This is a genomic window from Streptomyces sp. DS1-CR2, assembly GCF_055760475.1.
Window position 1 is genome coordinate 447,729 of sequence record NZ_CM147085.1, and the last position, 25,236, is coordinate 472,964.

The 25,236-nt window shown below is 68.4% G+C and carries 20 protein-coding genes and 2 pseudogenes; 15 read left to right on the forward strand and 7 right to left on the reverse strand.

The window, feature by feature from the left end; translation table 11 throughout:
* The first annotated feature begins 190 nt into the window (after positions 1 to 190).
* The 11 genes and pseudogenes from ACY0PA_RS02230 (at position 191) to ACY0PA_RS02280 (ending at position 10,812) form a co-directional block, all read left to right on the forward strand.
* Positions 191 to 1,183 (forward strand): LacI family DNA-binding transcriptional regulator, encoded by a 993-nt coding sequence (locus ACY0PA_RS02230; protein WP_473086212.1) that lies wholly within the window; start codon positions 191 to 193, stop codon positions 1,181 to 1,183.
* Positions 1,184 to 1,257: 74 nt separating this feature from the next.
* On the forward strand, positions 1,258 to 2,943 hold the full coding sequence (locus ACY0PA_RS02235; RefSeq protein WP_473083074.1) for an ABC transporter substrate-binding protein: 1,686 nt from the start codon (positions 1,258 to 1,260) through the stop codon (positions 2,941 to 2,943).
* 92 nt (positions 2,944 to 3,035) lie between these two features.
* On the forward strand, positions 3,036 to 4,013 hold the full coding sequence (locus ACY0PA_RS02240) for an ABC transporter permease (RefSeq protein ID WP_473083075.1): 978 nt from the start codon (positions 3,036 to 3,038) through the stop codon (positions 4,011 to 4,013).
* Between the two features lie 13 nt (positions 4,014 to 4,026).
* Positions 4,027 to 4,947: an ABC transporter permease gene (locus ACY0PA_RS02245; protein WP_473083076.1), complete on the forward strand. Its 921-nt coding sequence runs from the start codon at positions 4,027 to 4,029 to the stop codon at positions 4,945 to 4,947.
* Positions 4,948 to 4,950: 3 nt separating this feature from the next.
* Positions 4,951 to 5,904, forward strand: a complete 954-nt coding sequence (locus ACY0PA_RS02250) for an ABC transporter ATP-binding protein (protein WP_473083077.1) — start codon at positions 4,951 to 4,953, stop codon at positions 5,902 to 5,904.
* Positions 5,901 to 6,944, forward strand: a complete 1,044-nt coding sequence (locus ACY0PA_RS02255) for an ATP-binding cassette domain-containing protein (RefSeq protein ID WP_473083078.1) — start codon at positions 5,901 to 5,903, stop codon at positions 6,942 to 6,944. The genes ACY0PA_RS02250 and ACY0PA_RS02255 overlap by 4 nt, the downstream gene beginning before the upstream one ends.
* Positions 6,941 to 8,473, forward strand: coding sequence for a glycoside hydrolase family 32 protein (locus ACY0PA_RS02260; protein WP_473083079.1), 1,533 nt, complete (start codon positions 6,941 to 6,943; stop codon positions 8,471 to 8,473). The genes ACY0PA_RS02255 and ACY0PA_RS02260 overlap by 4 nt, the downstream gene beginning before the upstream one ends.
* A 270-nt stretch (positions 8,474 to 8,743) precedes the next feature.
* Complete coding sequence (locus tag ACY0PA_RS02265; protein ID WP_473083080.1) at positions 8,744 to 9,559, forward strand: sulfite exporter TauE/SafE family protein; 816 nt, start codon at positions 8,744 to 8,746, stop codon at positions 9,557 to 9,559.
* 88 nt (positions 9,560 to 9,647) lie between these two features.
* Entirely contained in the window at positions 9,648 to 10,013 is a 366-nt protein-coding gene (locus ACY0PA_RS02270; RefSeq protein ID WP_473083081.1) for a hypothetical protein, read from the forward strand.
* Positions 9,980 to 10,393 (forward strand): annotated as a pseudogene (locus ACY0PA_RS02275) (transposase family protein); the annotation flags it as partial. The gene ACY0PA_RS02270 and the pseudogene ACY0PA_RS02275, both read left to right, overlap by 34 nt.
* On the forward strand, positions 10,390 to 10,812 hold the full coding sequence (locus ACY0PA_RS02280; protein WP_473083082.1) for a hypothetical protein: 423 nt from the start codon (positions 10,390 to 10,392) through the stop codon (positions 10,810 to 10,812). The pseudogene ACY0PA_RS02275 and the gene ACY0PA_RS02280, both read left to right, overlap by 4 nt.
* 424 nt (positions 10,813 to 11,236) lie before the next feature.
* On the opposite strand, the gene ACY0PA_RS02285 is transcribed toward ACY0PA_RS02280, so the two are convergent.
* The gene (locus ACY0PA_RS02285) at positions 11,237 to 12,262 is read right to left on the reverse strand and encodes an ArsR family transcriptional regulator (RefSeq protein ID WP_473083083.1); all 1,026 of its coding nucleotides are present in this window, start codon (positions 12,260 to 12,262) and stop codon (positions 11,237 to 11,239) included.
* Between the two features lie 290 nt (positions 12,263 to 12,552).
* Here ACY0PA_RS02285 and ACY0PA_RS02290 point away from each other — a divergent pair, with 290 nt between their 5' ends.
* On the forward strand, positions 12,553 to 12,849 hold the full coding sequence (locus tag ACY0PA_RS02290; RefSeq protein ID WP_473083084.1) for a hypothetical protein: 297 nt from the start codon (positions 12,553 to 12,555) through the stop codon (positions 12,847 to 12,849).
* 342 nt (positions 12,850 to 13,191) lie between these two features.
* Here the strand turns inward: ACY0PA_RS02290 and ACY0PA_RS02295 are convergent, their stop codons facing one another.
* The 3 genes and pseudogenes from ACY0PA_RS02295 to ACY0PA_RS02305 all read right to left on the reverse strand — a co-directional run.
* Positions 13,192 to 14,286, reverse strand: coding sequence for a pentapeptide repeat-containing protein (locus tag ACY0PA_RS02295; RefSeq protein ID WP_473083085.1), 1,095 nt, complete (start codon positions 14,284 to 14,286; stop codon positions 13,192 to 13,194).
* A gap of 495 nt (positions 14,287 to 14,781) precedes the next feature.
* Positions 14,782 to 16,041: an MFS transporter gene (locus ACY0PA_RS02300; RefSeq protein WP_473086213.1), complete on the reverse strand. Its 1,260-nt coding sequence runs from the start codon at positions 16,039 to 16,041 to the stop codon at positions 14,782 to 14,784.
* 632 nt (positions 16,042 to 16,673) lie between these two features.
* Positions 16,674 to 17,003: pseudogene (locus ACY0PA_RS02305) on the reverse strand (Tn3 family transposase); the annotation flags it as partial.
* Positions 17,004 to 17,810: 807 nt separating this feature from the next.
* On the opposite strand from ACY0PA_RS02305, the gene ACY0PA_RS02310 reads away from it, so the two are divergent.
* Entirely contained in the window at positions 17,811 to 18,149 is a 339-nt protein-coding gene (locus tag ACY0PA_RS02310; protein ID WP_473083086.1) for a MerR family transcriptional regulator, read from the forward strand.
* 1,098 nt (positions 18,150 to 19,247) lie between these two features.
* Here ACY0PA_RS02310 and ACY0PA_RS02315 read toward each other — a convergent pair.
* From ACY0PA_RS02315 to ACY0PA_RS02325, 3 genes are all read right to left on the reverse strand, one after another.
* Positions 19,248 to 20,621, reverse strand: a complete 1,374-nt coding sequence (locus ACY0PA_RS02315) for an erythromycin esterase family protein (protein WP_473083087.1) — start codon at positions 20,619 to 20,621, stop codon at positions 19,248 to 19,250.
* A 427-nt stretch (positions 20,622 to 21,048) separates the two neighbouring features.
* Positions 21,049 to 21,708, reverse strand: a complete 660-nt coding sequence (locus tag ACY0PA_RS02320) for a GNAT family N-acetyltransferase (RefSeq protein WP_473083088.1) — start codon at positions 21,706 to 21,708, stop codon at positions 21,049 to 21,051.
* A gap of 31 nt (positions 21,709 to 21,739) precedes the next feature.
* Positions 21,740 to 23,353: an ISL3 family transposase gene (locus ACY0PA_RS02325; protein ID WP_473083089.1), complete on the reverse strand. Its 1,614-nt coding sequence runs from the start codon at positions 23,351 to 23,353 to the stop codon at positions 21,740 to 21,742.
* A gap of 89 nt (positions 23,354 to 23,442) precedes the next feature.
* On the opposite strand from ACY0PA_RS02325, the gene ACY0PA_RS02330 reads away from it, so the two are divergent.
* On the forward strand, positions 23,443 to 24,129 hold the full coding sequence (locus ACY0PA_RS02330) for an MvdC/MvdD family ATP grasp protein (RefSeq protein WP_473083090.1): 687 nt from the start codon (positions 23,443 to 23,445) through the stop codon (positions 24,127 to 24,129).
* Positions 24,126 to 25,202, forward strand: coding sequence for a protein-L-isoaspartate O-methyltransferase family protein (locus ACY0PA_RS02335; RefSeq protein ID WP_473083091.1), 1,077 nt, complete (start codon positions 24,126 to 24,128; stop codon positions 25,200 to 25,202). Before ACY0PA_RS02330 ends, ACY0PA_RS02335 begins: the two co-directional genes overlap by 4 nt.
* Positions 25,203 to 25,236 lie beyond the last annotated feature (34 nt).

A 25,236-nucleotide genomic window follows, 5' to 3' on the forward strand; every position in this document is an offset into this window, starting at 1 on the left:
GGAACGGCACCGGGCTGGTGGCCTGATGCAGCCCTTGCACAGGTATTGACATGCCGCTCTAGGCGGACGTAACTTCCCTGCCACAAGGAAGTAACGCGCGTTATTAAAGCGCGAAACCGTAGGCGTTGTCTCGCCTCCGGCTGGCCGAAAGGGACTGGAAGTGGCCACGAACAGGACGCATCGCGTGACCATGAGTGATGTGGCCCGCCACGCGGGTGTCTCGCGGACCACGGTCTCCTTCGTCCTCAACGACAAGCCCGGTGCCGCCATCCCCGAGGAAACCCGTCGGCGGATCCTGGAGGCGATCGACGAGCTCGGCTACCGGCCGAACGCCGGGGCGCGGGCGCTGGCCGCGAACCGCAGCGGGTGGTTCGGGCTGATCACCGAGATCGTGACCGGCCCGTTCGCGGGCGAGGTGATCACGGGCGCACAGAGCCGCGCCTGGGGTGACCGGAGGTTCCTGCTGATCGCCGCGAGCGAGGGCGACCCCGCCCAGGAGGCTGCCGCGCTCGACCAGATGCTGGAGCACCGGGTGGAAGGGCTGCTGTACGCCACGACCTGGCACCGGGCCGTCACGCTCCCCAAAGCCGCCCGGGAGGTCCCGACGGTGCTCGTCAACTGCTACGACGCGGAAGGGGAGCTGCCATGCATCCTGCCCGACGAGGTGTCGGGCGGATACAAGGCGACCCGCCGGCTCCTGGACGCCGGTCACACCCGCATCGGGTTCATCAACCTCGACCCGGCGATCCCGGCCGCCATCGGCAGGCGCGAAGGATACGAACGTGCCCTGCGCGAGGCCGGGATCACCCCCGACCTCTCCCTCGTCGTCCCCGGCTGGGCGACCGCCGACAGCGCCTATACCGCCGCCTGCGAACTGCTTGACCGCCCGGCCGGCGACCGGCCGACCGCGCTGTTCTGCGGAAACGACCGGATGGCGATGGGCGCGTACGACGCGATCAAGGAACGTGGGCTGCGCATCCCGCACGACGTGGCCGTGGTGGGGTTCGACAATCAGGAACTCATCGCCGCCTATCTGCGGCCGAAACTGACGACGCTCGCCCTGCCCTTCGAGGCCATGGGCACCAAGGGCATCGACATGCTCGCCGCTCTCGCAGCGGGGCAGCCGCTCGACACCCATCAGGTGACGATCGACTGCCCGCTGCTCGAACGCTCGTCGGTCTGACCGCTAATCAGTCCGCCGAGGAATCCCATCCCGTCTTCGCCCTGTGTGTTGAAGAGAGGAAAAGAGTCTCCATTATGGCACCCTCCCGCATACCTTCACGGCGGCCCCGAGCCGTCCTGAGAGCGGTCACCGCGACCGCCGCCGCGGCCCTGGTCCTGTCCGCCTGTACGGGTGGCTCGGGCGCCGCCGGCGCCGGTGACACCTCCGGCAACCAGCTGCTCACCATCCCGCGCGAGGACTTCGCGACGTTCACGAACAACTTCAACCCGTTCCTGAACGAGCAGGCCACGCCCATGACCATTCAGGCGATCTACGAGCCGCTGGTCGTGCACAGCATGTCGGACACCAAGGACACGCCGTGGCTCGCCACCAAGTGGGAGCGGGCCAAGGACGCGAAGTCCTTCACCTTCACGCTGCGCGAAGGCGTCAAGTGGTCGGATGGCAAGCCGTTCACCGCCGACGACGTCGTCTACACCTTCCAGCTGCAGAAGAAGGTGCTGGGCGGCTTCGACTACCTGGACAAGGTCACCGCGGTCGACGCCCACACGGTGAAGTTCTCCTTCAACAAGCCCTTCTCGCCCGCCTTCTTCGAGATCAGCAACCACTGGATCCTGCCGAAGCACATCTGGTCCAAGGTGAAGGACCCGGCGAAGTTCACCAACGCGAACCCGGTCGGCACCGGCCCCTACACCAAGGTCGAGAAGTTCCAGAGCCAGTCGTTCGAGCTGCATAAGAACCCCGACTACTGGCAGCCCGCCAAGCAGCAGATCGCCGGCATCCGGATGCTCGCCTTCTCCGGCAACGACAGCGCCAACCTTGCCTTCACCAACGGCGAGGTGGACTGGACGCAGTCGTTCATCCCGGACATCGAAAAGTCCTTCGTCGCCAAGGACAAGAAGCACAACCACTACTGGTTCCCGGCCACCGGCGCCGTGATCAACTGGCAGCTGAACACCACCAAGGCCCCCTTCAACGACCCGGCGGTGCGCAAGGCGCTCAGCATGGCCGTCGACCGCGACCAGGTCACCAAGGTCGCGATGAACGGCTACGCCGAACCCGCCGACTGCACGGGCCTGGCCCGCACGTACGACAAGTGGCGCGACACGTCGCTGGCCGCCGCCTGCACCTGGACGAAGAACGACACCGACGCGGCCGCGAAGGCCCTCGACGCGGCCGGTTACAAGGAGAGCGGCGGCAAGCGGCTGCTGAAGAACGGCAAGCGGTTCACACTCGACATCTCCGTCGGCTCCGCCTCCTCCGACTGGATCTCGGTCGCCAACATCATCAAGCAGAACCTGGCGAAGGTCGGCATCACCGCCACCGTGAAGACGCCCGACTGGTCGGCCGTCCAGTCGGGCTACAACGACGGCACGTTCGACACCGGCATCGTGTGGTCCAACAACGGCGCCACCCCGTACGAGTACTACCGGGGCGTGATGTCGACCAAGATGCTCGAGCCGGTCGGCAAGGAGGCCGTCGAGAATTACCACCGCTTCGGCGACAAGAAGGCCGACAAGCTCATCAACGCCTTCGCCGCCGCCACGGACGAGAAGACGCAGCGTGAGCCGATGGACGGTCTGCAGAAGCTGTACAACGAGGACGCGCCTGTCGTCCCGCTGTTCACCGGCCCCGAGTGGGGCGCGTACACGGACGCTCGCTTCACCGGCTGGCCCTCCGAGAAGAATCCGTACGCCACCCTGGGCAACCGCAACAACAGCACGATCCTCGTGCTCACCTCGCTGAAGCCCGTCAAGGGCTGACGCCCGCGCGGACCGGCGGCCGTCCTCCTCCCGGACGGCCGCCCCGCTCACCGCATCACCGTTCATCCCCCCACTGACAGGGAGCACGACCCGTGCGTCTGATCCTGCGCAACCTGGGGTTCTATCTGCTCGCCTTCTGGGCCTCCATCACCCTGAACTTCGTTCTCCCGCGCTTCATGCCGGGCGACCCGGTTTCCCGGATGTTCGCGCAGGCCCAGGGCACGATGCACCCCGAACAGATAGCCCAGCTGCGGAAACTCTTCGGCCTCGACCACCACCCCCTCTGGGAGCAGTACCTCGACTACATCAAGAACGTCTTCACCGGCAACCTCGGCATCTCCATCACCCGCTTCCCGACGCCGGTCTCCGACCTGATCGGCTCGCAGATCGGCTGGACCCTGCTGCTCGGAGGCGTCGCGCTCGTCATCGCGGCCGTGGTCGGCAACCTGCTCGGCATCGTCGCCGCCTGGCGGCGCGGCGGCGTCCTCGACTCCGCCTTCCCACCCCTGCTGATCTTCGTCGGCTCCTTCCCGTACTTCTGGCTGGCAATGGGTGCCCTGTACCTGTTCGGGGTGAGCCTCGGTTGGTTCCCCCTGCGGCACGCCTACGACGTCGGCCTGACCCCCGGTTTCAACGGCGAGTTCGTCTCGAACGTCGCCACTCACCTGGTGCTGCCGGCGCTGACCATCGTGGCCGTCACCATCGGCAGCTGGATGCTCGGCATGCGCAACACCATGATCGCTACGACGGCCGAGGACTACATCACCATGGCCGAGGCGAAGGGGCTGAGCCCTGCGCGGATCATGTTCCGCTACGCCGCCCGCAATGCGATGCTCCCCTCCGTCACCAACTTCGGCATGGGCCTCGGCTTCGTCGTCGGTGGCGCCCTGCTCACCGAAGTCGTCTTCGCCTACCCGGGCATCGGCTACCAGCTGCTGATGGCCGTCCAGGGCCTGGACTACCCGCTGATGCAGGGCATCTTCCTGACGATCACGGCGGCGGTGCTGCTCGCGAACTTCCTCGTCGACCTCGTCTACGTCCGCCTCGACCCGCGCGTCCGCGTCCGCTGAGGGGGTTGCCGACATGACCACCATCGAGATCGCCACGGCCACCACGCCGAAAGCCCCGGAGCGCACAGCTCGCCGACGCGGACTGCTGCGCCAACTCCTCGGCAGCAAGAAGGCGTCGACCGGGCTGATCCTGCTCGCCCTCTTCGCTCTGCTCGCCCTCCTCGCGCCCGTACTCGCCCCGGGTGACCCGTCCCTCATCAACTCCACGGGCAGCCAGGCTCCTTCGGCCGCGCACTGGCTCGGCACGACCGCCAAGGGACAGGACGTGCTCGCCCTCACCCTCTGGGGCGGGCGCAGCTCCCTCCTGGTCGGCTTCACCGTGGGACTTGTGGCGACCGGGGTAGCCATCGTCGTCGGGCTCGCGTCCGCGTACTTCGGCCGCGTCGTGGACGACGCGCTGACGCTGTTCACCAACCTCTTCCTGCTGCTGCCCGGGCTGCCGCTGCTCATCATCCTGGCCGCGTTCCTGCCGCCCGGGACCTCCACCGTGATCCTGGTGCTCGTCGTCACCGGCTGGGCGGGCTCCGCCCGGGTACTGCGGGCGCAGGCCAAGTCGATCCGGGGCAAGGACTTCGTGGCCGCCGCTGTCGTCACCGGCGAGCGGCCGCTGCGAATCATGTTCCGCGAGATCCTGCCCAACATGGCGTCCGTGGTGATGACCACCCTGCTGGGCTGTGTGGTCTTCGGCATCACGTCCCAGGCGGCGCTGGAGTTCCTCGGCCTCGGCGACAGCAGTGTCGTCAGCTGGGGCACCAACCTGTACTGGGCCAGCAACGACGGCGCCTTGATGACCGGCGCATGGTGGGCCTTCGTCCCCTCCGGACTGTGCATCGCGCTCGTCGCCTTCGCGCTCGCGCTGGTCAACTACGCGGTCGACGAGATCACCAACCCCAGGCTGCGCAGCCGCCGTGCCCGGCGTGAAAGGAGGGGCTGAGCCATGGAACCCGTACTTGAGGTGAACGGCCTGCGCGTCGAATACCGCGGCGACGGACGCACCGTCGTGGGCGCCGACGACGTCTCCTTCTCCATCGGCGCCGGAGAGATCTTCGGCCTCGCCGGAGAATCCGGCTGCGGCAAGTCGACCATCGCCAACGCGGTGATGCGACTGCTGAAGCCCCCTGCGGAAATCACCGCGGGCAGCATCCGCTTCCAGGGCCGCAACGTCCTCGCCCTGGACGCACGCGAGCTGCGCGCCTTCCGATGGCGGCAGATCGCCATGGTCTTCCAGTCGGCGATGAACTCGCTCAACCCCGTCCTGACCATCGGCGAGCAGATCGTCGACATCTTCACCACCCACGAGAAGCTGAAGAAGCGGGCCGCGCGGGAGCGGGCCGGCGAGCTGCTTCAGATGGTGGGCATCGACCCGGGGCGGCTGAAGGCGTACCCGCACCAGCTCTCCGGCGGCATGCGCCAGCGCGTCGTCATCGCCATGGCAGTCGCACTGCGCCCCCGGCTGCTGATCATGGACGAGCCGACCACCGCGCTCGACGTGGTCGTGCAGCAGGAGATCATGGCGCAGATCCGCGACCTCCAGCGGGAGCTGGGCTTCTCCATCCTCTTCATCACCCACGACATGTCCCTGATGGTCGAGCTGTCGGACCGCATGGGCGTGATGTACGGCGGACGGATCGTCGAACTCGCCGGCGCCAAGGACCTGTTCGCCCATCCGCTCCACCCCTACACCGAGGCGCTGATGAACGCCTTCCCACCCCTGACCGGCCCGCGCCAAGAGCTCACCGGCCTCTTCGACGCCCCGCGCACCGCCGACAGCTGCGGCTTCCACGTCCGCTGTCCCGAGGACCGCTCGGACTGCTCCACGAACATCCCCGACCTGCGTGAGGTCGCGCCCGGCCGCTGGGTGGCCCGCAGCCCGGAAGGAGCCCCCCGATGACCGAACCCCTGCTGTCCGTACGCGGTCTGGCCAAGGAATTCCAGGTCGGTACCGTCTTCTCCCGGCGCAGTGTCCGTGCCGTCAACGACGTGTCCTTCGACCTGCCGGCTGGTCGGATCACCGCCCTGGTCGGCGAGTCCGGCAGCGGCAAGTCCACCATCGCCCGCTGTCTCGCCCGCCTCGAACAGCCCTCCGCCGGACAGGTGCTGCTCGACGGCGAGGACATCCTGCGCACCGAGCGGCGCCGGGCGTCACGGGCGTACCGCCGCAAGGTCCAGATGGTGTTCCAGGACCCCTTCGGCTCACTCAACCCTGTCCACCGCATCGAGCACTTCCTCACCCGGGCCCTCGTCCTGCACGGCCATCAGGCCACCCCCGAGGCGCTGCGCGAGCTGATGACGACGGTCGGCCTGACCGAGGACATGCTCCAGTCCTACCCGCACGAACTCTCCGGCGGCCAGCGTCAGCGCGTGTCCATCGCCCGCGCGCTGGCAGTGGAGCCGCGCCTCATCCTGGCCGACGAACCGACATCGATGCTGGACGTCTCCGTACGCGTCGGCGTGCTCAACCTGATGCGGCGCCTGCGTGACGAGCGGAACATCGCCATGCTCTACATCACCCACGACCTGGGCTCCGCCCGCTACCTCGCGGACACCACGATGGTCATGTTCGCCGGCGAACTCGTCGAGGGCGGCGACGCACTGGCCGTCATGGACGCCCCCGCCCACCCCTACACCCGCCTACTGCTGTCCGCCGTACCCGACCCCGAACGGGCCGGCGGCTACGACCCCGTCGAGCGCGCCAGGCTCCGCGAGGCGATCCTCAACCCCACGTCCTGCCCCTACGGCGACGACGGCACGTGCAGCCGCACCGAACCCGTCCGCCACATCGTCGGCGAGAACGACGGACAACCCCACTGGGTGCGCTGCCACCTGCGCGCACCCGCCTCCGACATCGCCCGCCGCGTCCTCAAGGCCACCGACCGGCCGGACCGCGAGGCCACCGACGACACCGAGAAAGCGGAGACCACCGCCGCATGACCCACGACCTCACCCTCCCCTCCGGCGGCCACACCGCCGAGGGGCTGGCCCAACGCGCCTTGCGCGACCCCCACCGGCCCCGCTTCCACTTCACCTCGCCCGGCGGCTGGCTCAACGACCCCAACGGGCTGAGTCACTGGAACGGCGTCTACCACCTCTTCTACCAGTACAACCCGCTCGCCGCCGCCCACCACCGCATCCACTGGGGCCACGCCACCAGTATCGACCTCGTGCACTGGGCCGATGAGCCAGTCGCCCTGGTGCCAGGCTCGGACGGCCCGGACCGCGACGGCTGTTGGTCCGGTGTCCTGGTGGACGACGGGGGAGTGCCCACGCTCGTCTACTCGGGCAGGCACGGCGAGCATGAACTCCCGTGCGTGGCTAAGGGATCGGCGGATCTGAGGTACTGGACCAAGGACCCGGCCAACCCGGTCATCGCCGCCCCGCCGGAGGGCATCGACATCACGGCCTTCCGCGACCACTGCGTCTGGCGGGAGGGCCAGGTGTGGCGCCAGCTGGTGGGCTCGGGCATCCGGGGCACCGGCGGAACGGCCTTCCTGTACGAATCCGACGACCTGCGCAGCTGGCGGTACCTCGGCCAGCTGCTGACGGGTGACGCCTCGCAGAACCGGGGCGAGCTCGACTGGACCGGCACGATGTGGGAGTGCGTCGACCTCTTCCGGCTCGGCGAGGACCAGGAGGCCGGCAGCACCGACGTTCTGGTCTTCTCCGCCTGGGACGAGGGCACCACCCACCACCCCCTGTACTGGACCGGCCGCTACCAGGGCGACACCTTCACCCCGACCGCCCTCCAGCGCCTCGACTACGGCGGCCGCTACTTCTACGCCCCCCAGTCCACCCGCGACGAGCACGGCCGCCGCATCATGTTCGGCTGGCTCCAGGAAGGCCGGACGGACGAGGCGAACGCGCAGGCCGGCTGGTGCGGTGTGATGTCCCTGCCGAGGGTCGTCACGCTCGCCACGGACGGCGGCCTGCACCAGACCCCGGTACCGGAGCTGACCGAGCTGCGGCGGGAGCGCGTAGAGGTGGCTCCGGGCCGGCTGGCCGACCCGTACACCCCGCTGCCCGCCGTGCGCGGGGACCAGCTGGACATCGAGACGACCCTGCGTCTCGCCCCCGGAGCGACCGCCCGGCTCGTGCTCCGCGAGACACCGGACGGCGCGGAACGCACGGTCGTGGAGGTGAGCCGGTCGCACGACGGAGCGAGCGGCACCCTCCGCCTGCACCGCGAGACCAGCAGCCTCGACCCGACGGTCGACACCGAACCCCGGTACGGCAACCTGCCGTTGGACCCCGAGGGCCGGGTCGACCTGCGCGTCCTCGTCGACCACTCCGCACTGGAGATCTTCGCCAACGGTCGGCCCCTCACCGCCCGCACCTACCCCACCCGCCCGGACGAGGCCGTCGGCGTCGGTATCGGTGCCGACGGCGATGTGGCCCTGGAGCGGTTCGACGCCTGGCAGATGGCGTCGGCCTTGACCGACGGACCCCGGCCGCTGTGGCCGTGACCGTCTTAGTACTCCAGCCGGACTTCTCCATTAGTGCTGGTCAACGGCTTGGGTGTGGGGAGTGTAGCGGGATGGGGGCGGGTGCGGGACGGTCTTTCCGGACCGTCCCGCGAACGTGTGCCCACGCCGCATGTAGTGACAGCGGGCCGAGCAGTGGCACGTCGGCGTTTCGGAGGTCTGGACGAATCCTTGGTGGGCGCCCACTGCCTTGTCCCGAAGGTGGGGGTACGCCGTAGCAGCAGGAGGGGACCACCGGGCAGGATGCCGGTCATGACCACGGACCAGTCCCTTGAGCCCTTTCGGCCGACGCACTCGGCGCCTGCGGTGTTCGGCGCTGGGTCGGCCATCGGTGTGCTGGGCGGGATGATCGGGCTGGGTGGCGCGGAGTTCCGCCTGCCTTTGTTGATCGGTCTGTTTGGGTTTGCCGCGCTCTCGGCGGTCATCCTGAACAAGGCGATGAGCCTGGTCGTGGTCCTGGTCGCGCTGCCCGCCCGGCTGGCCGCCGTCCCCGCCGCTGAGGTCGCCACTCGCTGGCCCGCCGCGGTCAACCTGCTGGCCGGCAGCCTCCTCGGTGCCTGGGTCGGCGCGTCCTGGGCGGTCCGGATGCGCTCCGCCACCCTCTACAAGGTGCTGGCCGCCCTGATGGTTCTCATGGCCGTCGCGCTCCTGGTAACTCACACCGCCACCTTGAACACGCTCGCGCTGCCGCTGTGGGCTCAGATCCCCGCCGGAGTCGCGGCCGGGTTCGGCATCGGCGTCGTCGCCGCGATTATGGGAGTGGCCGGCGGGGAGCTGCTGATCCCGACGATCGTGTTGCTCTTCGGCGAGGACATCAAGACCGCCGGAAGTCTCTCCCTGCTGGTCTCCTTGCCGACCATGCTGGTCGCGTTCGCCCGCTACAGCCGGGACGGCAGTTTCGCCGTCCTCGGCGCCAACCTCCGCTTCACGGCGGTCATGGCGGCCGGCTCGGTCGCCGGGGCCGCACTTGGCGGACTGCTCCTCGGTGCGTTCCCGGACCTGGTGCTCATCCCTGCGCTGGCCGTGATCCTGCTCGTCTCAGCGGTCAAGCTCGCCCGTCACGACTGAGCGGCCGGGTGCCTCCCGATCTCATGAACACCGGCTCCGGCCCGAGTCAGGTGCCTTCCGAAGCCGTGTGCAACTGACTTCATGACCCGTGAACAAAGCCAGCGGCGCGTTCAGCGGCCCCTATACGGTCAACTTCGGCGGGTCGACGTTCAGCGGCGCCGAGGTCAACTTCCACAGCGCGACGTTCAGCGGTGGCATGGTCAGCTTCGACCGCGCATTGTTCCGTGGCGGAGGGGTCTACTTCAGCGAAGCAACGTTCGACAGCGGCATGGTCGTCTTCGACGACACGACGTTCAGCGGCGCCGAGGTCCTCTTCAACGGCGCACTGTTCCGTGGCGGAGAGGTCACCTTCGAGGACGCGACGTTGAGCGGCAGCACGGTCATCTTCGGCAGCGCATCGTTCCGTGGCACCACGTTTGACGCGGCCTGGCCGTTGACGTGTTGGGGCTGGTGATCGCGGTGGTCGTGGCGGCCGCGTCGGCGCACGACAACGCCGTCGGGATCGCGCTGCTGGACAAGGTCGCCGCCGACACCGACGCCGTGGAGAAGGCCCTGGTCGACCAGGGCTTCAAGAACACGGTCGTCGCGCACGGGCAGAAGGTGGACATCGCGGTGGAGGTCGTGGAGCGCAACCTCGCGCAGACCGGGTTCGTTCCCCAGGCCAAGCGGTGGGTCGTGGAGCGCGCCTACGGGATCTTGATGCTGCACCGTCGGCTGGTTCGCGACTACGAACACCGGCCCCGCAGTTCGGAGTCGCGGGTGTACTGGGCGATGACCGCGGTGATACTGCGCCGGCTGACCGGGGCGACCGCGCCGGCCTGGCGCACCGCATGACCGGCGGGGAGCTGACGCTCGGCGCGGTGCTGGCGCGGCTGGAGGAGCGGGAAGGAGAGATCACCGCGCAGGCCGAGACGACGCGGGAACAGATCACGCAGCTCACCGCACAGCTCGACGAACTCGACCGGGCCGCCGAGGAAGTCCGGATCACCCGCAAGACCCTGCTGGAGCTGCCCGACCCGCAACCGCCCGCACCCCCGGCACCGAAACTGCCGGACCATCCGGCCTACCAGCAGATCATGGCCGTGTTCACCGCGGCCGACCACCCGCTGCGGGCCCGGCAGGTCTGCGAGGCGATGGACCTGACGGTCGCACCCAACAACATCAACAACATCCGCCTCAAGCTCAAGCGGCTGACCGACCGCGGAATCCTGGCCGAGACCGAGCAGGGCCTGTTCACCCAGCCCCGGCCATAGCCCACCGACGTCGCCGCGACCTGCCCACTCGCCCCGCACGAGACCAAGAATCGGGCATCAAGTCTCATACCGCCCGCTCACAGGAGGAGCCCTTCGTGTAGGAGCATACCCCCGAGCCCTACGGCCGCCCACATTAGAGGATGGGTGCAGATCTTGTGAGGGTGCCTCGTTGGGGTGATTCACCGGGGTTCTGGATGTTCCGGTTTGGGGCGATCTCTACCGTCGGCGGAGTCTGTCAAACGAACGTGTTTTACAGTCCCGCACCTATTGCCAATCGTGTAGGCGAGTTCGGGCGGGTCCCAGTAAACGGAGTGTGTCCAAAGCCCTGCGGTGGCGGTGTGGTGCAGGGCGATGGCGGCGGGGGTGTAGGTCGCAGTTCAGCAAACCATCTGGTGTGGAGTGCCTTTTTTTGCGGGCCGTCGGCTCAGACCACGGTGCCTGTTAGGTCCTCCTCGGCCTTGCGCATGGCGGCGCGCAGCAGGGACGCGCCTGTGGGCGTGAGGGTGTGCAGCACGGTCGGGCCGTTCCGGATGGTGGTGATGAGTCCCGCGTCGCGTAACGCGGTGGCGTGTCTGCTGGCGGAGGATGCCGAGACTCCGGCAGCACGGGCGATCTCGCTCGTCGTGGCGCCGCCGGACGCGGAGTGCAGGGCGACTGCACGGGCGCGACCGAGCAGGTTGGTCAGGGACCGCTCAGGGGCGCCCTCGCTCACGGAGCGGGTCTCGGGCTCGTGGAGCAGCGAGTACCAGAGCACGGGCGACAGTCCCGGGTCGGCGAAGGCAACCGGCTCGCCCCAGTTGAAGTACGAAGGGACGAGCGTGAGCCCGCGGCCGTTCAGATGCAGGTCCCGGTCATGCACCTGCCTGGGGTAGGCGACCTCCAAGACGGGAGGACGCCAGCGCAGCATGGGCCCGAGTCCCGCGAGCATGCCCTCAACCCCGCCGTCGAGCAGCCCGCGACAGCGTGCCGTCCTCTCAGCCTCGATGCGCGCCTGCCCCTGCTCCTTGTGGGGAACTACGACGGCCTCGTAGTACGCGCGCAGCATCCCCACGAACTCCTTGCAGGCTTCCGGCCCGGCCAACTGCCCGGCCCATGAGGGTGCTCCGACGGTCCGGTCGAGGGTGGCCATCTCCTTCATGACCCGTTGCGGAGGTGTGGCCAGAATCGACTCGAGTCCCGCGTCCAGGCCATCTACTGCCGCAACCGGAGTGAGGAAGTCCGGGTAGTAGGCGGCCCTTGGATATAGGGGCAGTAAGACAGTCCGCAGAGCGCGCTCCAGCCCCTTTTCGCGCAGCTGTTGCTGTGTAGTGCGGTACCACCCGGCGAAGGCCCACCTTCCCCTCCGGGACTGGAGCCGGTGCAGGCTCGCGGCGATCTCGGCAAGCGGATCAGGAGCGGAGGCGAGCCGGGTCCTCGCCAGATCCACATCGGTGAAGTGAATGCGGAGCATGTCGTTCCCCCAGTTGAGTTCGGTCTTGGCGGCGCTCCGCCCCCGTGTGCCGGTCAGCGAGCGTCTTGCGCCACAGCGCAAATACCCAGGTCGGGCCTGATTGCCCGATGCTCCGCTTGACCGGCAGATCTCATCGCTTCAGACCTAGCACACCGCCGACCGAGGGCTGACACTCCGAGATCGCTGAAGCCGGAGGGGTATGCGCATTCCAACGCCACATGCCTTTGGCAGAGGATCCTCTGGGCAGAAGGCGTCTCCTACACCACCCCCCATGGGGGGAGTACGCCAAATTGAGCGACATCGATGGCAACTTCGGGCCCCATACCAACAGCCTCACTGTGGCTCTCCAATACCGGTGGGACCTGGGCCGGGACGGGAAGGTCGGCAACGGCACCTTCGGCCGGGCGGACAACAACCTGACCAAGACCGGAGGCAGCACAGCCCGTGGCGAAACGCTATACCTCCGATACAACGGCAGTCGGAACACCTTCGACCTGCGCCGGAACACCGAAGGCAAGTATCTCTTCAAGGACAAGGCGGGCGACTGGCGGCAGGCGGGCTACGACTACCGCAGCTGCGCGCAGTGAGTGCCTGTTCCTGAGCGTCCGGGGCGCGCGGGCTCGGTAGCCTGATATTCGGCAGGCCGAAGGCGAAGTTGGTGACCGCCACCTTCAGATCGATCAAGCTGCCCGGCTCCACGGGGACTCTGGGTGGCACGGCTGGTGAGCAGGGCCACGGCGTACGCCACGTCTCCCACTCATGTCCTGTGCCCCCCACCGGTCTCCGTTCGCGGGACGGTCACCGCGACCGTCCCGCGAACACTTCCACAAAGTTCCCATCTCGGTGTGATGGCCCTTGACCTGCGGGTGCAGGGTTCAGAAACAGGCACTGACGCCTTCGCAGGCAGCGGCATGATCTGCCGATAGGCCCTAGGCGCCCGCCGGCACGGGAACCGGGCCCCAGTCGAACGAGGTCCCGCTGAACGTCGTGTTGTCAAAGGTGACTGTGCCGTCGCCGAACGTCGCGCTGTTGAAGTCGACTGTGCCGCCGCTGAACGTCGCGCGGGCGAAGGTGACAGTGCCGCCGCTGAACGTCGCGTGGGCGAGGGTGACTGCGCTGCCACTGAACACCGCATCGAGGAAGGAAACCAGGCTGCCGCTGAACGTCGCGCGGGCGAAGGTGACAGTGCCGCCGCTGAACGTCGCGTGGGCGAGGGTGACTGCGCCGCCACTGAACACCGCATCGAGGAAGGAAACCAGGCTGCCGCTGAACGTCGCGCCAGCGAAGGTGACCCAACCGTCGCTGAACGTCGCACCGATGAAGTCGACTGTGCCGCCGCTAAACGTCGCCTCGGTGAAGTCGACCGTGCCTCGAAAGTGGCTGGTTGAGAAGTTGCCGCCGTCGAAGACGGCGCCAGTCAGATCGAAATTGTACTCGCACCAGGCGGTGGGTACGTCCGGTTCCTGTAGGTGGTCACGGATGACGCGGATGATGGTCTGCCGGACTTCCTGCTCACCGGCCTTGTGTTCGGGGGCTGTCGGGTCGGGTTTGTAGGGCATGCGGAGGTAGGCGCACAGGACGTCGATGCAGACCTGGCGTTGTTCTGCCCAGTCGTCGGCGAGGCGGGCGAGGGCGTAGACGCCGGCGAGGCGTACGGCGGCTTGGTCGTGGCCGAGTTGTTCGGCGGCGGTGGTGTAGCGGTCGGCGAGCTGGCTTGCGTCCGCGCGGTGTGCGTCGCCTTCGGCGAGGAGCTGTTTGCGGTAGGCGTAGAGACCGGCGAGGACGGCACCGGTGAGGGTCAGGGCGGTGACGGTGGCTTTGAGGACGTCGTTGATGTTGACCGTCTTGGGCGGCTTCTGGTCGGCGGCCGCCTGAGCGAAGTGGTCGTAGGCGTAGTGGTAGATGACCCAGCCGAGGGCGCCGGCGGCTATCAGGGCCACGGGTGCCACGATCCAGACGGGCCAGAGGTTTGGTGTGTACCGGCCCTGGGGGGCCGCGCGCTTGCGCCGGAGTGAGAGTGCCACGTCAGGAGCATGGAGCCCGCCCGCTGTCCGGGACAGCGACTTGACGAAAGACGCCGCGAGCCTCGGCCGAGCCGGAGCCCGGCCGAGGCTCGCAGATATCCGGGTTACAGCCGCAGGAAGAGGTACACCGCAGCCCAGACGGCGAGGCCGACGCCGAGCGCGGGCCACACGAAAGGCACTGAATACCCGTAATTATCCTGTCGTTCCCTGGTGCGCCGGGAAGGGTGACATCCGGTTCAGCGTCAGGGTGTCCCGTCTCAGGCCACATGCTCCAATCTCACCGAAGCTGATCCGATCCGGGTTCTCGTCTCACTGAACCTGCTCTACTTCGATCTGGACTGGGCTGGAGTACGCGGAGCACCGACGAAAGTGCTGCTGACGCACCGCCGGAACGGGCGGCATCGTGATCACGATGCCGCCCGTTCCGTGTCGCCAATCGTCACGGCGGCCGGGCAGCCCCGGGCGGTGGTCCCCAGGCGCAAGCGGCCCGCGCCTCTACACCTGCTTCGACCCCGAACCCTGCGGCAGCGAGCCCTCCGCCCGGTCGTGGGGAGAACCGGTACCGTCCATCCTTCTCCAGGCCGGGAAGATCACCGGGCACAGCGTGGCGAGCAGATACACACCGCCGACCGCCAGCAGCGCAAGGGGCAGGCCGACCGAATCCACGAGGAGGCCCGCGGCCAGTCCGCCCAGCGGAGTGACCAGCTGGACCGCGGCTGTCGTCGCACTCAGCACGCGGCTACGCAGTTCCTCCGGCACCGCCTCATACGTCACTGTGGTCATGATGGGGTTGAGTACACCGAAGGCGACACCCTCAACCGCCATGGTCAGAGCCAGCGGCGCGAAGGTGTCGGTGAAGGCGGCCGCCACGAAGCGCGGCAGGCCCCCGATGAGAAAGGCGATCGTGAACACGGGCCACCGCCGAAAGCGGCTGCCCACCGCCCCATAGACCAGTGCCCCCGTGAGTGCGCAGATGCCGAACGCCGCGTTCAGCAGACCGAGATCGACGGCACCATCAAGCTCCTCACGGGCATGCACGGGCAGGAGCACGGCGCTCCATCCCTGGTCGAGGCCCCTGGTGACCAGCGTCATCAGGCACAGGCCCAGCAGCAGCGGCGTGGCCGCCACGAAGCGATACCCCTCCGCGAGTTCACGACGGTAGGCACGCAGCGACGCCGGCTCGGCCCGTCGATGGGGCTGCGCCTCGGGCAGGCCGCGCACCCCGAACGCGAACAGTGGCGCGGCCACGGCGAAGGTCGCGGCATCCACCAACAGGACGTTCTCGGCTCCGAGGACGGCGATCAGCACCCCTCCGAGAGCGGATGCCGCCAGCGCCGCACAGCGTGCCGCACCGTCGTACAGCCCCGCAGCCCGGGTCAGCGGCACTTCGGCGCGTTCGGCGAGCGTGGGCAACAGCACGCCGCGAGCGGTTTCACCCGGCGCACGGAACAGCCCTGTCATCGCCATCAGCACGCACAGCATCCAGAACTGCAGGATGCCGGCGAACTCCAGGAGCGGGATCGCCGCAACGGCGACCCCGCAGGAGAGATCCGAGGCGACACTCACCCGCCGTCGCCCCATCCGGTCGATGACCGGACCGGTGACGAGCGCAGCGAGCACGGCGGGCAGCAGTGTGCAGAACGCGACGATCCCGGCCTTGGCGGCGCTGCCCGTGCTCTGCAGCACGAACCACGGCACGCCCACGTACGTGAGGCAATTCCCTGCGATCGTAACGAGGTTGGCAGCAAGAACCATTGCCAGAGGACGGCGATCAACCGTCCCGAAGTCTTCGGACACTACGGTGGTCTCCCATAAGGGGAAGCGCCCACCGTGAACGAAGTATGTCAGCCGGTGGGCGAAGCGAAGTGGTCAGCGTCTGGCGCGCACAGCGAGGCGCACCGCGATGCGGTGTTCACAATCAGCGCCTCCAACACTTCGCCGGGATGACCCACCCGGCACCTCCACGCATTGTCCCCTCGGGCACCGGCCCTCCGCAACGGCGATCTGTTCATTCGGGAGTGCCACTGCCAACGTCCGACCCTGGTCGTCATCTGTTCGGGGAAGGGACGGTTGGGATGCCGAGGGTGACGGGGGTTCCAGTTCGGCGAGCACCGCCAGGCGGCCGTCGGGCGCGGGATGGGCCGCCTGGTTGAGCAGGGCGTGGAGCAGGTCGAGGAGCACGGGGCCTCCGGAAATCGGCAGGGAGCTTTCGTCCCTTGCCGAGTCCGGGAGGCCGCGCAGACAGCAGCGGCGCCCGATGTATTCCGAGTGAATGCGGGGGCTTCTTGTCTTCCAGGGTGCGCCGGGCCCCCTCCCAAGTGTTAATCGCGCCGCTGCCCGGCCCGCGCCGTCCGTCCCGGATAACCGGCCCGTCCCGGGCAAGGGTGAACCGTCGGCAGCGCGGCGAGCTGGTCTTCCTGCCCCTCCCGGTACGCCTGGCGGATCTGGCCCCGGCCGCCGTGGCAGATCGCGCGGGCCAGACGGTGGCGGGACTCCTGGACGGTCAGCTGCCGGTTCATCAGACGGCGGTAGGTGTCGTCGACCGGGTCGACCAGGGCGAGCAGGTGCACGGTCTTGTCGATGCGTCCGTATTCGGCGAACGCGGCCCCCAGCGGGGTGGGGTGGCCCTCGCGGCCGAACATCCGCAGCAGGTCGTAGGCGCGGATCTGGTTAGTGATGAGAGATCCGGCGACGCGGAGCATGTCCGGCCAGTGCGCCCGCCGTGACCCCTCCGGGTGGCGCCCGATTACCTCTCCACCATGGGCCCGAAAATCTACGTTGGCCGGAGTAGACATTGGTGGGTGGTGTGGTTATGGTTTCTCTCGTAGCCCAGAGAGACCGCAGGGCCTGGCAGAGACGAACTGCCGGGCAAGCAATACCGCAGTACCCGCAGTTGCAGGACGGTGCGGTGGCGGAGTGTCGAAGCCAGAGCAGGTGCAGGACGGCGACGGGACTGGCGACCGGACCGGGTGGCCCGCAGTCATCAGGGGCCGCCGAGCAGTACCGCAGTTAGCGCGGTGGCAGTACCCGCAGTGAATGCAGTTCGCGGTATCCAGCAGTGAAGTGAAGTGGGCAGTACCTCGGTGAAGGCGTCGACTGCGGGCGCGCGCACCGGGAGGTTCGGCAGTGGGGTTCTAAGCCAGAGCAGACGCAGGATGGGCGACGGGGCTGGCTGCCGGAAGTGGCGCTGGGTGAGGCCACCAGCAGTACAAGCAGTACGCGGTATCAGCAGTACGCAGTCCCCGTTTGGTAAGCAGTTGATCACCGAGGGAAGGAACGGAGGAACCAGGCGCCATCAGGATCGCCCGGGCGGAAGTCTGAGCCCGGGTACCGCAGGACATCGAAAGTGAGGTGGTCTCCGGTCAAGCAACCGCGATCCCCGTACCCCCGATGCCGTTCAGGTCGGGTGGGCGGAAACAGAAGGCCGGCGCAGTACCAGGGCCGGCAGATGGTGTAGCAGTTCCTTCGGGGCCCGGGTGCGAGAGTGCGCCCGGGCCCCTCCACGTGTTCCAGAAAGAGGTGCGATGACAGCAGACGACTCATTCGGCCGTCTCGACGACGACGACTACCCCGCCTACACGATGGGCCGGGCCGCCGAACTCCTCGGCACCACCCAGAACTTCCTCCGCGCCCTCGGCGAGCACCGCCTCATCACCCCGCTGCGCTCCGCCGGCGGCCACCGCCGCTACTCCCGCTACCAGCTGCGCATCGCCGCACGCGCCCGCGAGCTCGTCGACCAGGGCACCCCCATCGAGGCGGCCTGCCGCATCGTCATCCTCGAAGACCAGCTCGAAGAAGCCCAGCGCATCAACGCCGAATACCGTGACGCTGTCGGCTCCTCCAGCCCGGACGGGCACCGCTGAAGCGGACTGAGACCCTCAAACGAACGCGCTACAGCGTTGATTCCCGGACCAGCCCCTCCCTCGGGTCCCCGGACAGCGATCCGACTCACGGTGGGATACGCCAAGAGACCTCTACTCGGGGTGCCGGTAAGAATGGTGTCACCAGCCGCAAACGAGCGGTCAGGGCTTCGTAACCGGGGTCTTCTTGGGCTGACGGGGGGACGGTCTTGGTCTTGTTGAGGTGCCCGTACACCGTCGACCGCGGCACGCCGAGCATGTCGGCGATCTGTCTGGACGGTCTTCTCCCGCTCGTCGTAGAGCCGTTGGGCGAGCGCGGCCTGGTCCTTGGTGAGCTTCGGCCGCCGCCCGCCGACCCGGCCGCGAGCTCGCGCGGCCTTCGTGCGCGTCTGGGTCCCGGATAAGCTCCCCCCGTCGGCGGGCCACCCGTACCGCCCGTACGTCAGATGCCGGGCGAGGGCGGCGACGAGGTCTTCGCGTACGCGCGGATCCGACCGCCCCCACTCCATCGCGTCAGCCAGAAGGTCCACCGGCGGGTACGCGAGCAGGTACCGGAGCGGCCGATCGCCCCACTCGTGGTCGCTGTAATGGGCGAGCGCGGCACGCATCGCGGTCACGGTCACCGGACGCTCGGGACGGTCCTCCTCCCAGTCCCGCTGTGGTCGGTCCGTGGCGTCCAGGCCGTCAGTGACCGCGCGTACCCCGCGCGGGCCAGTGACGATGCCGTCGCTGCCTTCGCGACCGCGGGCGTACCACTCGTCCAACCTGGCCGCGTTCCGCAACGCGTCCACGGGTTCACCCCGGCTGTGCCCCCGGCGCCCGCTTGCCGCCCATGCCGCCTCGTCCGGCGCCCACGTCTCGTGGGCCGACTGGCGCATCATCCCGGCGGCCCCGCCGATCTGTTCCCAGGTCGCGCCGCACTCGCGGCTGGCGATCACCGCGCGCACGAGCAGGGGGCGAGCCGCATCCACACGGACGCGCAGGGGCGGACGGAGGCCGACCAGGAACTTCGCGGCGTCAGCCTCCGGTCCGCGACCAGGGCCCCGTACTCTGCTGGCGACCGCACCGTCCCCAGCCGAACCCCAAAATCAGCCCGGCACCTCAGAGGCTGGTGGCCGCGTGGACCTGGTTGAGGTGGATCAGGATGTCGTATGCCTGGGTGATGGCGAGAGTGGGCAGTGGGTCCTTCTTGAAGGACGAGCCGGCATCGTAGGTGGGGCGGGGGGTGTTCAGCCAGGTGCGGCCCGCAGCGGGCAGGGTGCGCAGGTCGAGGTAGTAGTCGCGGTAGCGCACCCGGTCCAGGGTGTACTCCTGCATGTCGGGGGTGGCGGCGGGGACCGTGACCTTGTCCCAGGGGCTGCCGAGAGTGGTCGCGGTGAGGAAGGAGCCGCGGCCGAAGGTGAAGCCGATGGCGGCGTAGTCCCGGCCGAGGGCCTTGCGCAGGAAGACGCCCTGGGTCGTCGGGTACATCACCGGGTCGCTGGACAGGTAGCCCACGTGGCCGTTGTGCGCCGAGAGCAGCATCTTGCCGCCGGTGCGACGGTGCCACCAGGCGGTGTTGTCGGCCATGACCCGGTCACGGAATTCCTCCGCTTCGGAGACCGACGCCGGGTCGGAGAGGTCGAGCGCGGCGAACGCGAAGGTCTGGGCGATGCTCCGGGCGTGCTGCTCGGCCCATTCGTAGGCGTCGCCGCCGGCCCCCTTGTTCGCGGTGACCAGGTCGAACGCCTGCTGGGCGGTGGTGGCGTTCAGGCGGCGTTCGGCAACGGGCTTGCGCAGGTACGCGAAGACGTCGTCCAGGGGCCGCAGGCCCGCGTACAACTCTTCGAGGCGCGCGACGTCCTGGGGGCGGTTCGCGCGGACGTACGAGAGCACCCGGTCGAAGACGGCGTCGCCGAGCTTGGGCGCCGCGATGTCGTTTCCCATGAAGTGGACCTTGCGATGGGGGTGGCGGTCGTTGTACTGCCGCATCCAGCTGATGAGGCTGACGAACTCCTCGCGCTCCCAGGGCGATCCGGTCAGAGTCTCCTTGGCCACCCGCCGAGCGTCGCCCGAACCGCCCTGGATGTACTCGTCGATCCGCAGACCGGCCGTCCAACTCATTTCCAGGGCGAAGGTGGTGAAGCCCTTCTCCTCGACGAGGTGGCTGAAGACGCGCTGCTTCATGGCGAAGAACTCGTGCGAGCCGTGGGTCGCCTCGCCCAGCCCGACCACCTTGGTGTCGCCGATCATGGCGTCCAGCGCCCGCAGGTCGGAGGTGCTGCCGCCCGGTTCCGTCGAGCGCAGGTGGTGGGCGGCGCGCTCCAGCGCGCGGAGCGCGGCGGCCTGCTGGTCCTTCGCCCCCGTGAGGGCGGGTGCGGCAGGTGCGCTGGTCACGGCGGAGGCGGTCGGCGCCAGCAGGGCCACGGCTGCGAGGCCGGCCGTTGCTGCGAGCAGCAGCCTCCGTCGCCCGATCGCCTGGTGGTGCACGGTCATGATGAACTCCTCAGCTCGGTCTCGTTTTCCGGACGGTGAAACGATCATGGCCTGGGCGAGGGTGGTCCACACTGGTGGCTTCCTCCGGGCTTGGCCGGGGGATATCCCCCTATGCCACGTCCTTGGGGCTCTCGCAGCCGGAGCGGCTCAAGGGCTGCGGGCGCTCGGGCAGGCAGGCCCGACGTTTCGGCGCACGTGCCCCGTGATCTGCACGCCCTGAGGGAGGATGGGCTTGGTGTCGCATTGTGTTGAGTGCCGCTCAAGATGAGCATGGGCTTGCCATTCACGATGAGCACGGCGGGTGATGAAGAAGCCCCGCCGGTGGGGCTTGGGCGGGGCATTTGATCTTCATGGTGTCACTGGGATGGTCATAGTGCCGATGACATGGACAGGTTCCGGATGCACCGCCACGTCGGTCCCCCGGGTTTTACGTTGGAGCGGGGAGCCCTGCTCCCGGTTTCCGGCGTTCGAGACCGCGAGCGATTCGCTGGTCGAGCCTCACCCGGCAGTCCGGCCACTCCGCTGCGGTGATCGAGAAGATCGCAGAGTCCCGGAGCTGGCCGTCCTCGCCCGGCGCCCACGACCGGGACCAATTCCGTAGCACGCCCTCGAAGCGTGCGCCCACCCCTTCGATCGCGGCCCGCGAACGGCTGTTGCGCGCGTCCGTCTTCAGGTCGAGGCGTGCTGCGTCCCAGTTCTCGAACGCGTGCCGGAACAGCAGGTACTTCGCTTCGGTATTCACCCCCGTGCCTTGGGCCGACGCCGCGAGCCAGGTGAAACCCACCTCGATCGCGCACAGGCTGTCTCCCGTCGGCCACAGTCGCGGATCCCAGTAGGCCGTGACTCCGACCGCGCGCCCCGACGCCCGCTCCACCTGCGCGTACGGAGCCAGCTTCCCAGAAGCGGCACGGGCGAGCTGGGCACCGATGTATCCCTCGACCTCCGCCGCCGTCGGCACCCACGTGAACCGGTAAGAGCTCCGGTTCTCTTCCGCCGCCACGGCCAAGTCCGGCCCATGCCGGTGATCCAACGGCTCCAGGCGCACGAGTGAGCCTTCCAGAACCGGTCCCTCAAGCGTGAAACTCATCGATCACCAATCCAGTGCCGGCACACGTTGTTCATATCCAGGCCGAGGGCCACGGTCCCGTAGCGTTCCAGAGCCAACGCGTCATGTCGCGCGAATTCGCTCTGGGGCAAGGCCTGTCGGCCCGCCGAACAGGGCCTGCCAGCCAAGGAGGTTCCTGCACGCGTGGACAGGGAGGGTCATTCGGCAGTGACTTCGGCGACGGCGGCTCTGGCGCTGGTCTGGCGGACCGTCCAGCCCCTGCCCGAGGACCTCCTGGGATCCGCGTGCACCTACGACGAGCAGAGCATGCTGATCCGCTACTCGCGAGGTCATCCAGCCAGCCCGGCAAGGGTGTGGCGTCACGCTCTTCGAGCATGGTGGCAAACCGACGGACCAGGTCGTGGGTGTGCCTGAGTTCTGGACAGTGCTGGAGGAGCCGGGGCAGGCGGTCGTTGATCTGTGGGTTGCGGCGGCCCGGGTGGGTGGTGATCCAGCGGGCGGCTTCGCGTGGTGAGGGCGGTCGCTCACGTGGCTCGTCCAGGGGTAGGCCCCGTCGCAGGGGTGCGACGGCCATTTTCACGCGCTGGTAGTGGCCGAGGTAGCCCTTGGTCTGGAGTTCCTCATGCAGGATCTTCGCGCTGTGTTGTCCCTCGTCCCAGCGTTGTTGCAGGTAGTCCAGGTAGGGGTCCAGGGTGGAGGGCTTACGGGGCGGGCAGCGCATCACTTCCTGCCACGTACGAGCCCGGGCGTACTTGCGTACGGTCCGGCGGTCCAGGCCGAGTTCCCGGGCGACGGAGCTGTGGCTCCGGCCGGTGTGGGTCAGGTCATGCACGGCCTCGAACAACCGTCGGGCATGCCGCCCGGCCCGGGTCTCCGCCACGGCGTTCTCCACGTTCTCCTCGACCGGTGCTGGATCGGACTCATTGACCCGGGGCACTGCTGCGGGCAGGCATCCTCGGTGGGCGGCGGCGACGTCCTGGACACGACGGGAGAGGCCCTGCCAGAGGTGGAAGCGGTCGCTGACCTGCACGGAGTCGGGGGCACCAGCGGTAATGCCCTGCCGGTAGGTGAGGGAGCCGTCGCGGCAGGCGACCTCGACACCGAGATGCGCACGGAGCCAGCGGCTGAGCTGTTCGGCGTCCCGTCCCTCCCAGAGCGTCAGCGGTAGACGGGTCGTGGCATCGACCAGGAGAGTCCCGTACGCGCCGCCGTAGAGCGCGAAGTCGTCCACCCCCAGCACCCGGGGTGCGCCCAGCGGCGGAAGCTGCACCCGCATCAACTGCGACAGGACTGTGCACCGCGAAAGCGTGACGTTCAGGATCCGCAGCATCCGGGCCCCGCCCCGGCCGGCCAGCACCACACCGACGGACTCCACCAGGCGCTGCAACAGCGGGGTCCGCCGCTGGTAGCGCACGGTCAGCCCCGGCACTTGCTCAGCGAAGGTCACCTTCGGGCAGGTCGGGTTTTCGCAGTACAGCCGGCGTACGGACAAATCGATGCGCAGAGGCCGGCCACCGAGCGTGACAACGGCGAGGCGCCGTACATAGCGGCTGTGGCACCACGCGCTGAGCTCGCCGCATCCCGTACATCTCGCTGGAACACCGGCCTTCGTGCGGGCGCGGACCGCCACGACAGCATCGGAAACATCGGCCGAAAGCACCAGCACATTTGACAACTGCGGTAACAGGCTTGCCAGTTCAACAGAGCACAGCTACAGGCTGCCCGCTATGCGGACCAGCCGACCGTCCGCCCGAGATGACCTCCGGCTACGAAAATCTTGCCAGAGCCAGAAAGCCCCGTACTCGCAACTCCCCACACGCGGACCGGCTCGCCTCGCACAAGCCGCAACAGCTGCTCGCCGCGAGCCGCTGCGGCCTGAGGGTGCCGCGCAGCCTCATCACCAATGACCCCGTTGCCGCGGCCGCATTCGCCAAGACGGTTGGCGGCCCGCTGATCTGCAAGCCGATCCTCGGCGGCCGTCTGGACGTGGGCGAGGAACGACAGCTGATGGTCGCCACGCATCCGGTCAACCCCACCGAATTCGACGACACGATCCGCACGACCGCGCACTACTTCCAGGAGCGCATCACCAAGGCCTTCGAAGTGCGCCTGGTCGCCGTCGACGACCACGTTTTCGGTGGCACGCTGCACGCATCGTCCGAGCAGGCAGCCATCGACTGGCGCACCGACTACGAGCACCTCGACTACGAGCACCTCGACTACGACACGATCGATGTTCCCGACGACATCGCCACGGCGGTGCGCCGCTTTCTGGCCTACTACGGCATCAGCTTCGGATCCTTCGACTTCGCGGTCACTCCGGAGGGACAGTGGGTGTTCTTCGAGAACAACCCCGCCGGTACCTGGGCCTGGGTCGAGAACCGCACCGGCTTGCCGATCGCCGCCGCGCACGCCGACTATCTCGAAGGAGCGATCTCATGAACTGGCCCGACACCGACACCGCGATGGCGCTGCGCCAGAAGTACGCCGCCGACCTGGTCGCCGACCCGGACGATCCCTGGCACCGGGTGTTCGCGCGAGTGCCCCGGCACGTCTTCACGCCCTGCTTCTTCACTCAGCCCTCCGGCAGCTGGCGGCCGGTCAACTGGGGCGAGCCCGGCTATCTCGAAACCGTGTACTCGGATGCGGCGCTGACCACGCAACTGGACGAGCACGGCATCCCGACGAGTTCGTCGAGCCAGCCGTCGCTGATGCTCGACGCGCTCGACGTCCGCCAGGGACAGCGCGTCCTCGAACTCGGCACTGGCACCCGCTACAACCTGGCACTGCTCTCGGCCCGACTGGGCGACAAAAACCTCGTGAGCGTGGAGCCGGACCGTCAGCTCGTCGAGCTCGCGATCCGCCGCCTCGAACAGGCCGGGCACCGCCCCGTGGTCATCGCCGGGGACGGCACCTTGGGCCATGCACGTCGCGCCCCTTACGACCGGATCATCGCAACCGTCGGGCTCACCCACATCCCGGCCGCCCTGCTCGACCAGGCAGCCCCCGGCGCGGTGATCGTCGCTCCGCTCGGCTACGGCCTCGTCCGCCTGGTCCTGACCGGAACCGGTCACGCCGCCGGCCGCTTCCTGCCTCCCCCCGCCCGCTTCATGGCCGTGCGCGGCCCAGCCACGGCGCCCGACCTGGACGCCGTGCGCGGCGAGACGCCGACCGCCACGAAGGTCACCTTGGAGGACGTCCTCGACCGGCTGACGTTCGCGATGTCGATCGCCCTGCCCGGCTACACCTCCAGCTCATGGAAGGACGACAAGGGGCAGCTGGAAGCCGTCGGCTTGTGGATGCCGGACGGCTCCACCGCCGTCGCCGACGCCTCAGGTCACGTCCGCCAAAGCGGCCCCCACCGCGTGTGGGACAGCGTCGAGGACCTCGCGAAATCCCTCCCCGGGCACATCGACCGGGCGGACTTCCGGCTAACCGTCACTCCGACCCGGCAGACCGTCACCTACGGCGAGCCCGGCGGGCCGAGCTGGCATCTGCCTTTCCCCGGCCGCTGAAGACCCCCGCCAGATGCCGCCTCCTGGACCCGAG

Excerpts from the sequence above, each read along its gene's own strand:
- ACY0PA_RS02330 (WP_473083090.1), top strand. The coding sequence starts at position 23,443 with ATGACCTCCGGCTACGAAAATCTTGCCAGAGCCAGAAAGCCCCGTACT.
- ACY0PA_RS02250 (WP_473083077.1), top strand. The coding sequence starts at position 4,951 with ATGGAACCCGTACTTGAGGTGAACGGCCTGCGCGTCGAATACCGCGGC.
- ACY0PA_RS02300 (WP_473086213.1), bottom strand. The coding sequence starts at position 16,041 with ATGGTTCTTGCTGCCAACCTCGTTACGATCGCAGGGAATTGCCTCACG.
- ACY0PA_RS02230 (WP_473086212.1), top strand. The coding sequence starts at position 191 with ATGAGTGATGTGGCCCGCCACGCGGGTGTCTCGCGGACCACGGTCTCC.
- ACY0PA_RS02260 (WP_473083079.1), top strand. The coding sequence starts at position 6,941 with ATGACCCACGACCTCACCCTCCCCTCCGGCGGCCACACCGCCGAGGGG.
- ACY0PA_RS02255 (WP_473083078.1), top strand. The coding sequence starts at position 5,901 with ATGACCGAACCCCTGCTGTCCGTACGCGGTCTGGCCAAGGAATTCCAG.
- ACY0PA_RS02245 (WP_473083076.1), top strand. The coding sequence starts at position 4,027 with ATGACCACCATCGAGATCGCCACGGCCACCACGCCGAAAGCCCCGGAG.
- ACY0PA_RS02310 (WP_473083086.1), top strand. The coding sequence starts at position 17,811 with ATGACAGCAGACGACTCATTCGGCCGTCTCGACGACGACGACTACCCC.
- ACY0PA_RS02335 (WP_473083091.1), top strand. The coding sequence starts at position 24,126 with ATGAACTGGCCCGACACCGACACCGCGATGGCGCTGCGCCAGAAGTAC.
- ACY0PA_RS02280 (WP_473083082.1), top strand. The coding sequence starts at position 10,390 with ATGACCGGCGGGGAGCTGACGCTCGGCGCGGTGCTGGCGCGGCTGGAG.
- ACY0PA_RS02285 (WP_473083083.1), bottom strand. The coding sequence starts at position 12,262 with ATGCTCCGCATTCACTTCACCGATGTGGATCTGGCGAGGACCCGGCTC.
- ACY0PA_RS02315 (WP_473083087.1), bottom strand. The coding sequence starts at position 20,621 with ATGACCGTGCACCACCAGGCGATCGGGCGACGGAGGCTGCTGCTCGCA.
- ACY0PA_RS02320 (WP_473083088.1), bottom strand. The coding sequence starts at position 21,708 with ATGAGTTTCACGCTTGAGGGACCGGTTCTGGAAGGCTCACTCGTGCGC.
- ACY0PA_RS02235 (WP_473083074.1), top strand. The coding sequence starts at position 1,258 with ATGGCACCCTCCCGCATACCTTCACGGCGGCCCCGAGCCGTCCTGAGA.
- ACY0PA_RS02265 (WP_473083080.1), top strand. The coding sequence starts at position 8,744 with ATGACCACGGACCAGTCCCTTGAGCCCTTTCGGCCGACGCACTCGGCG.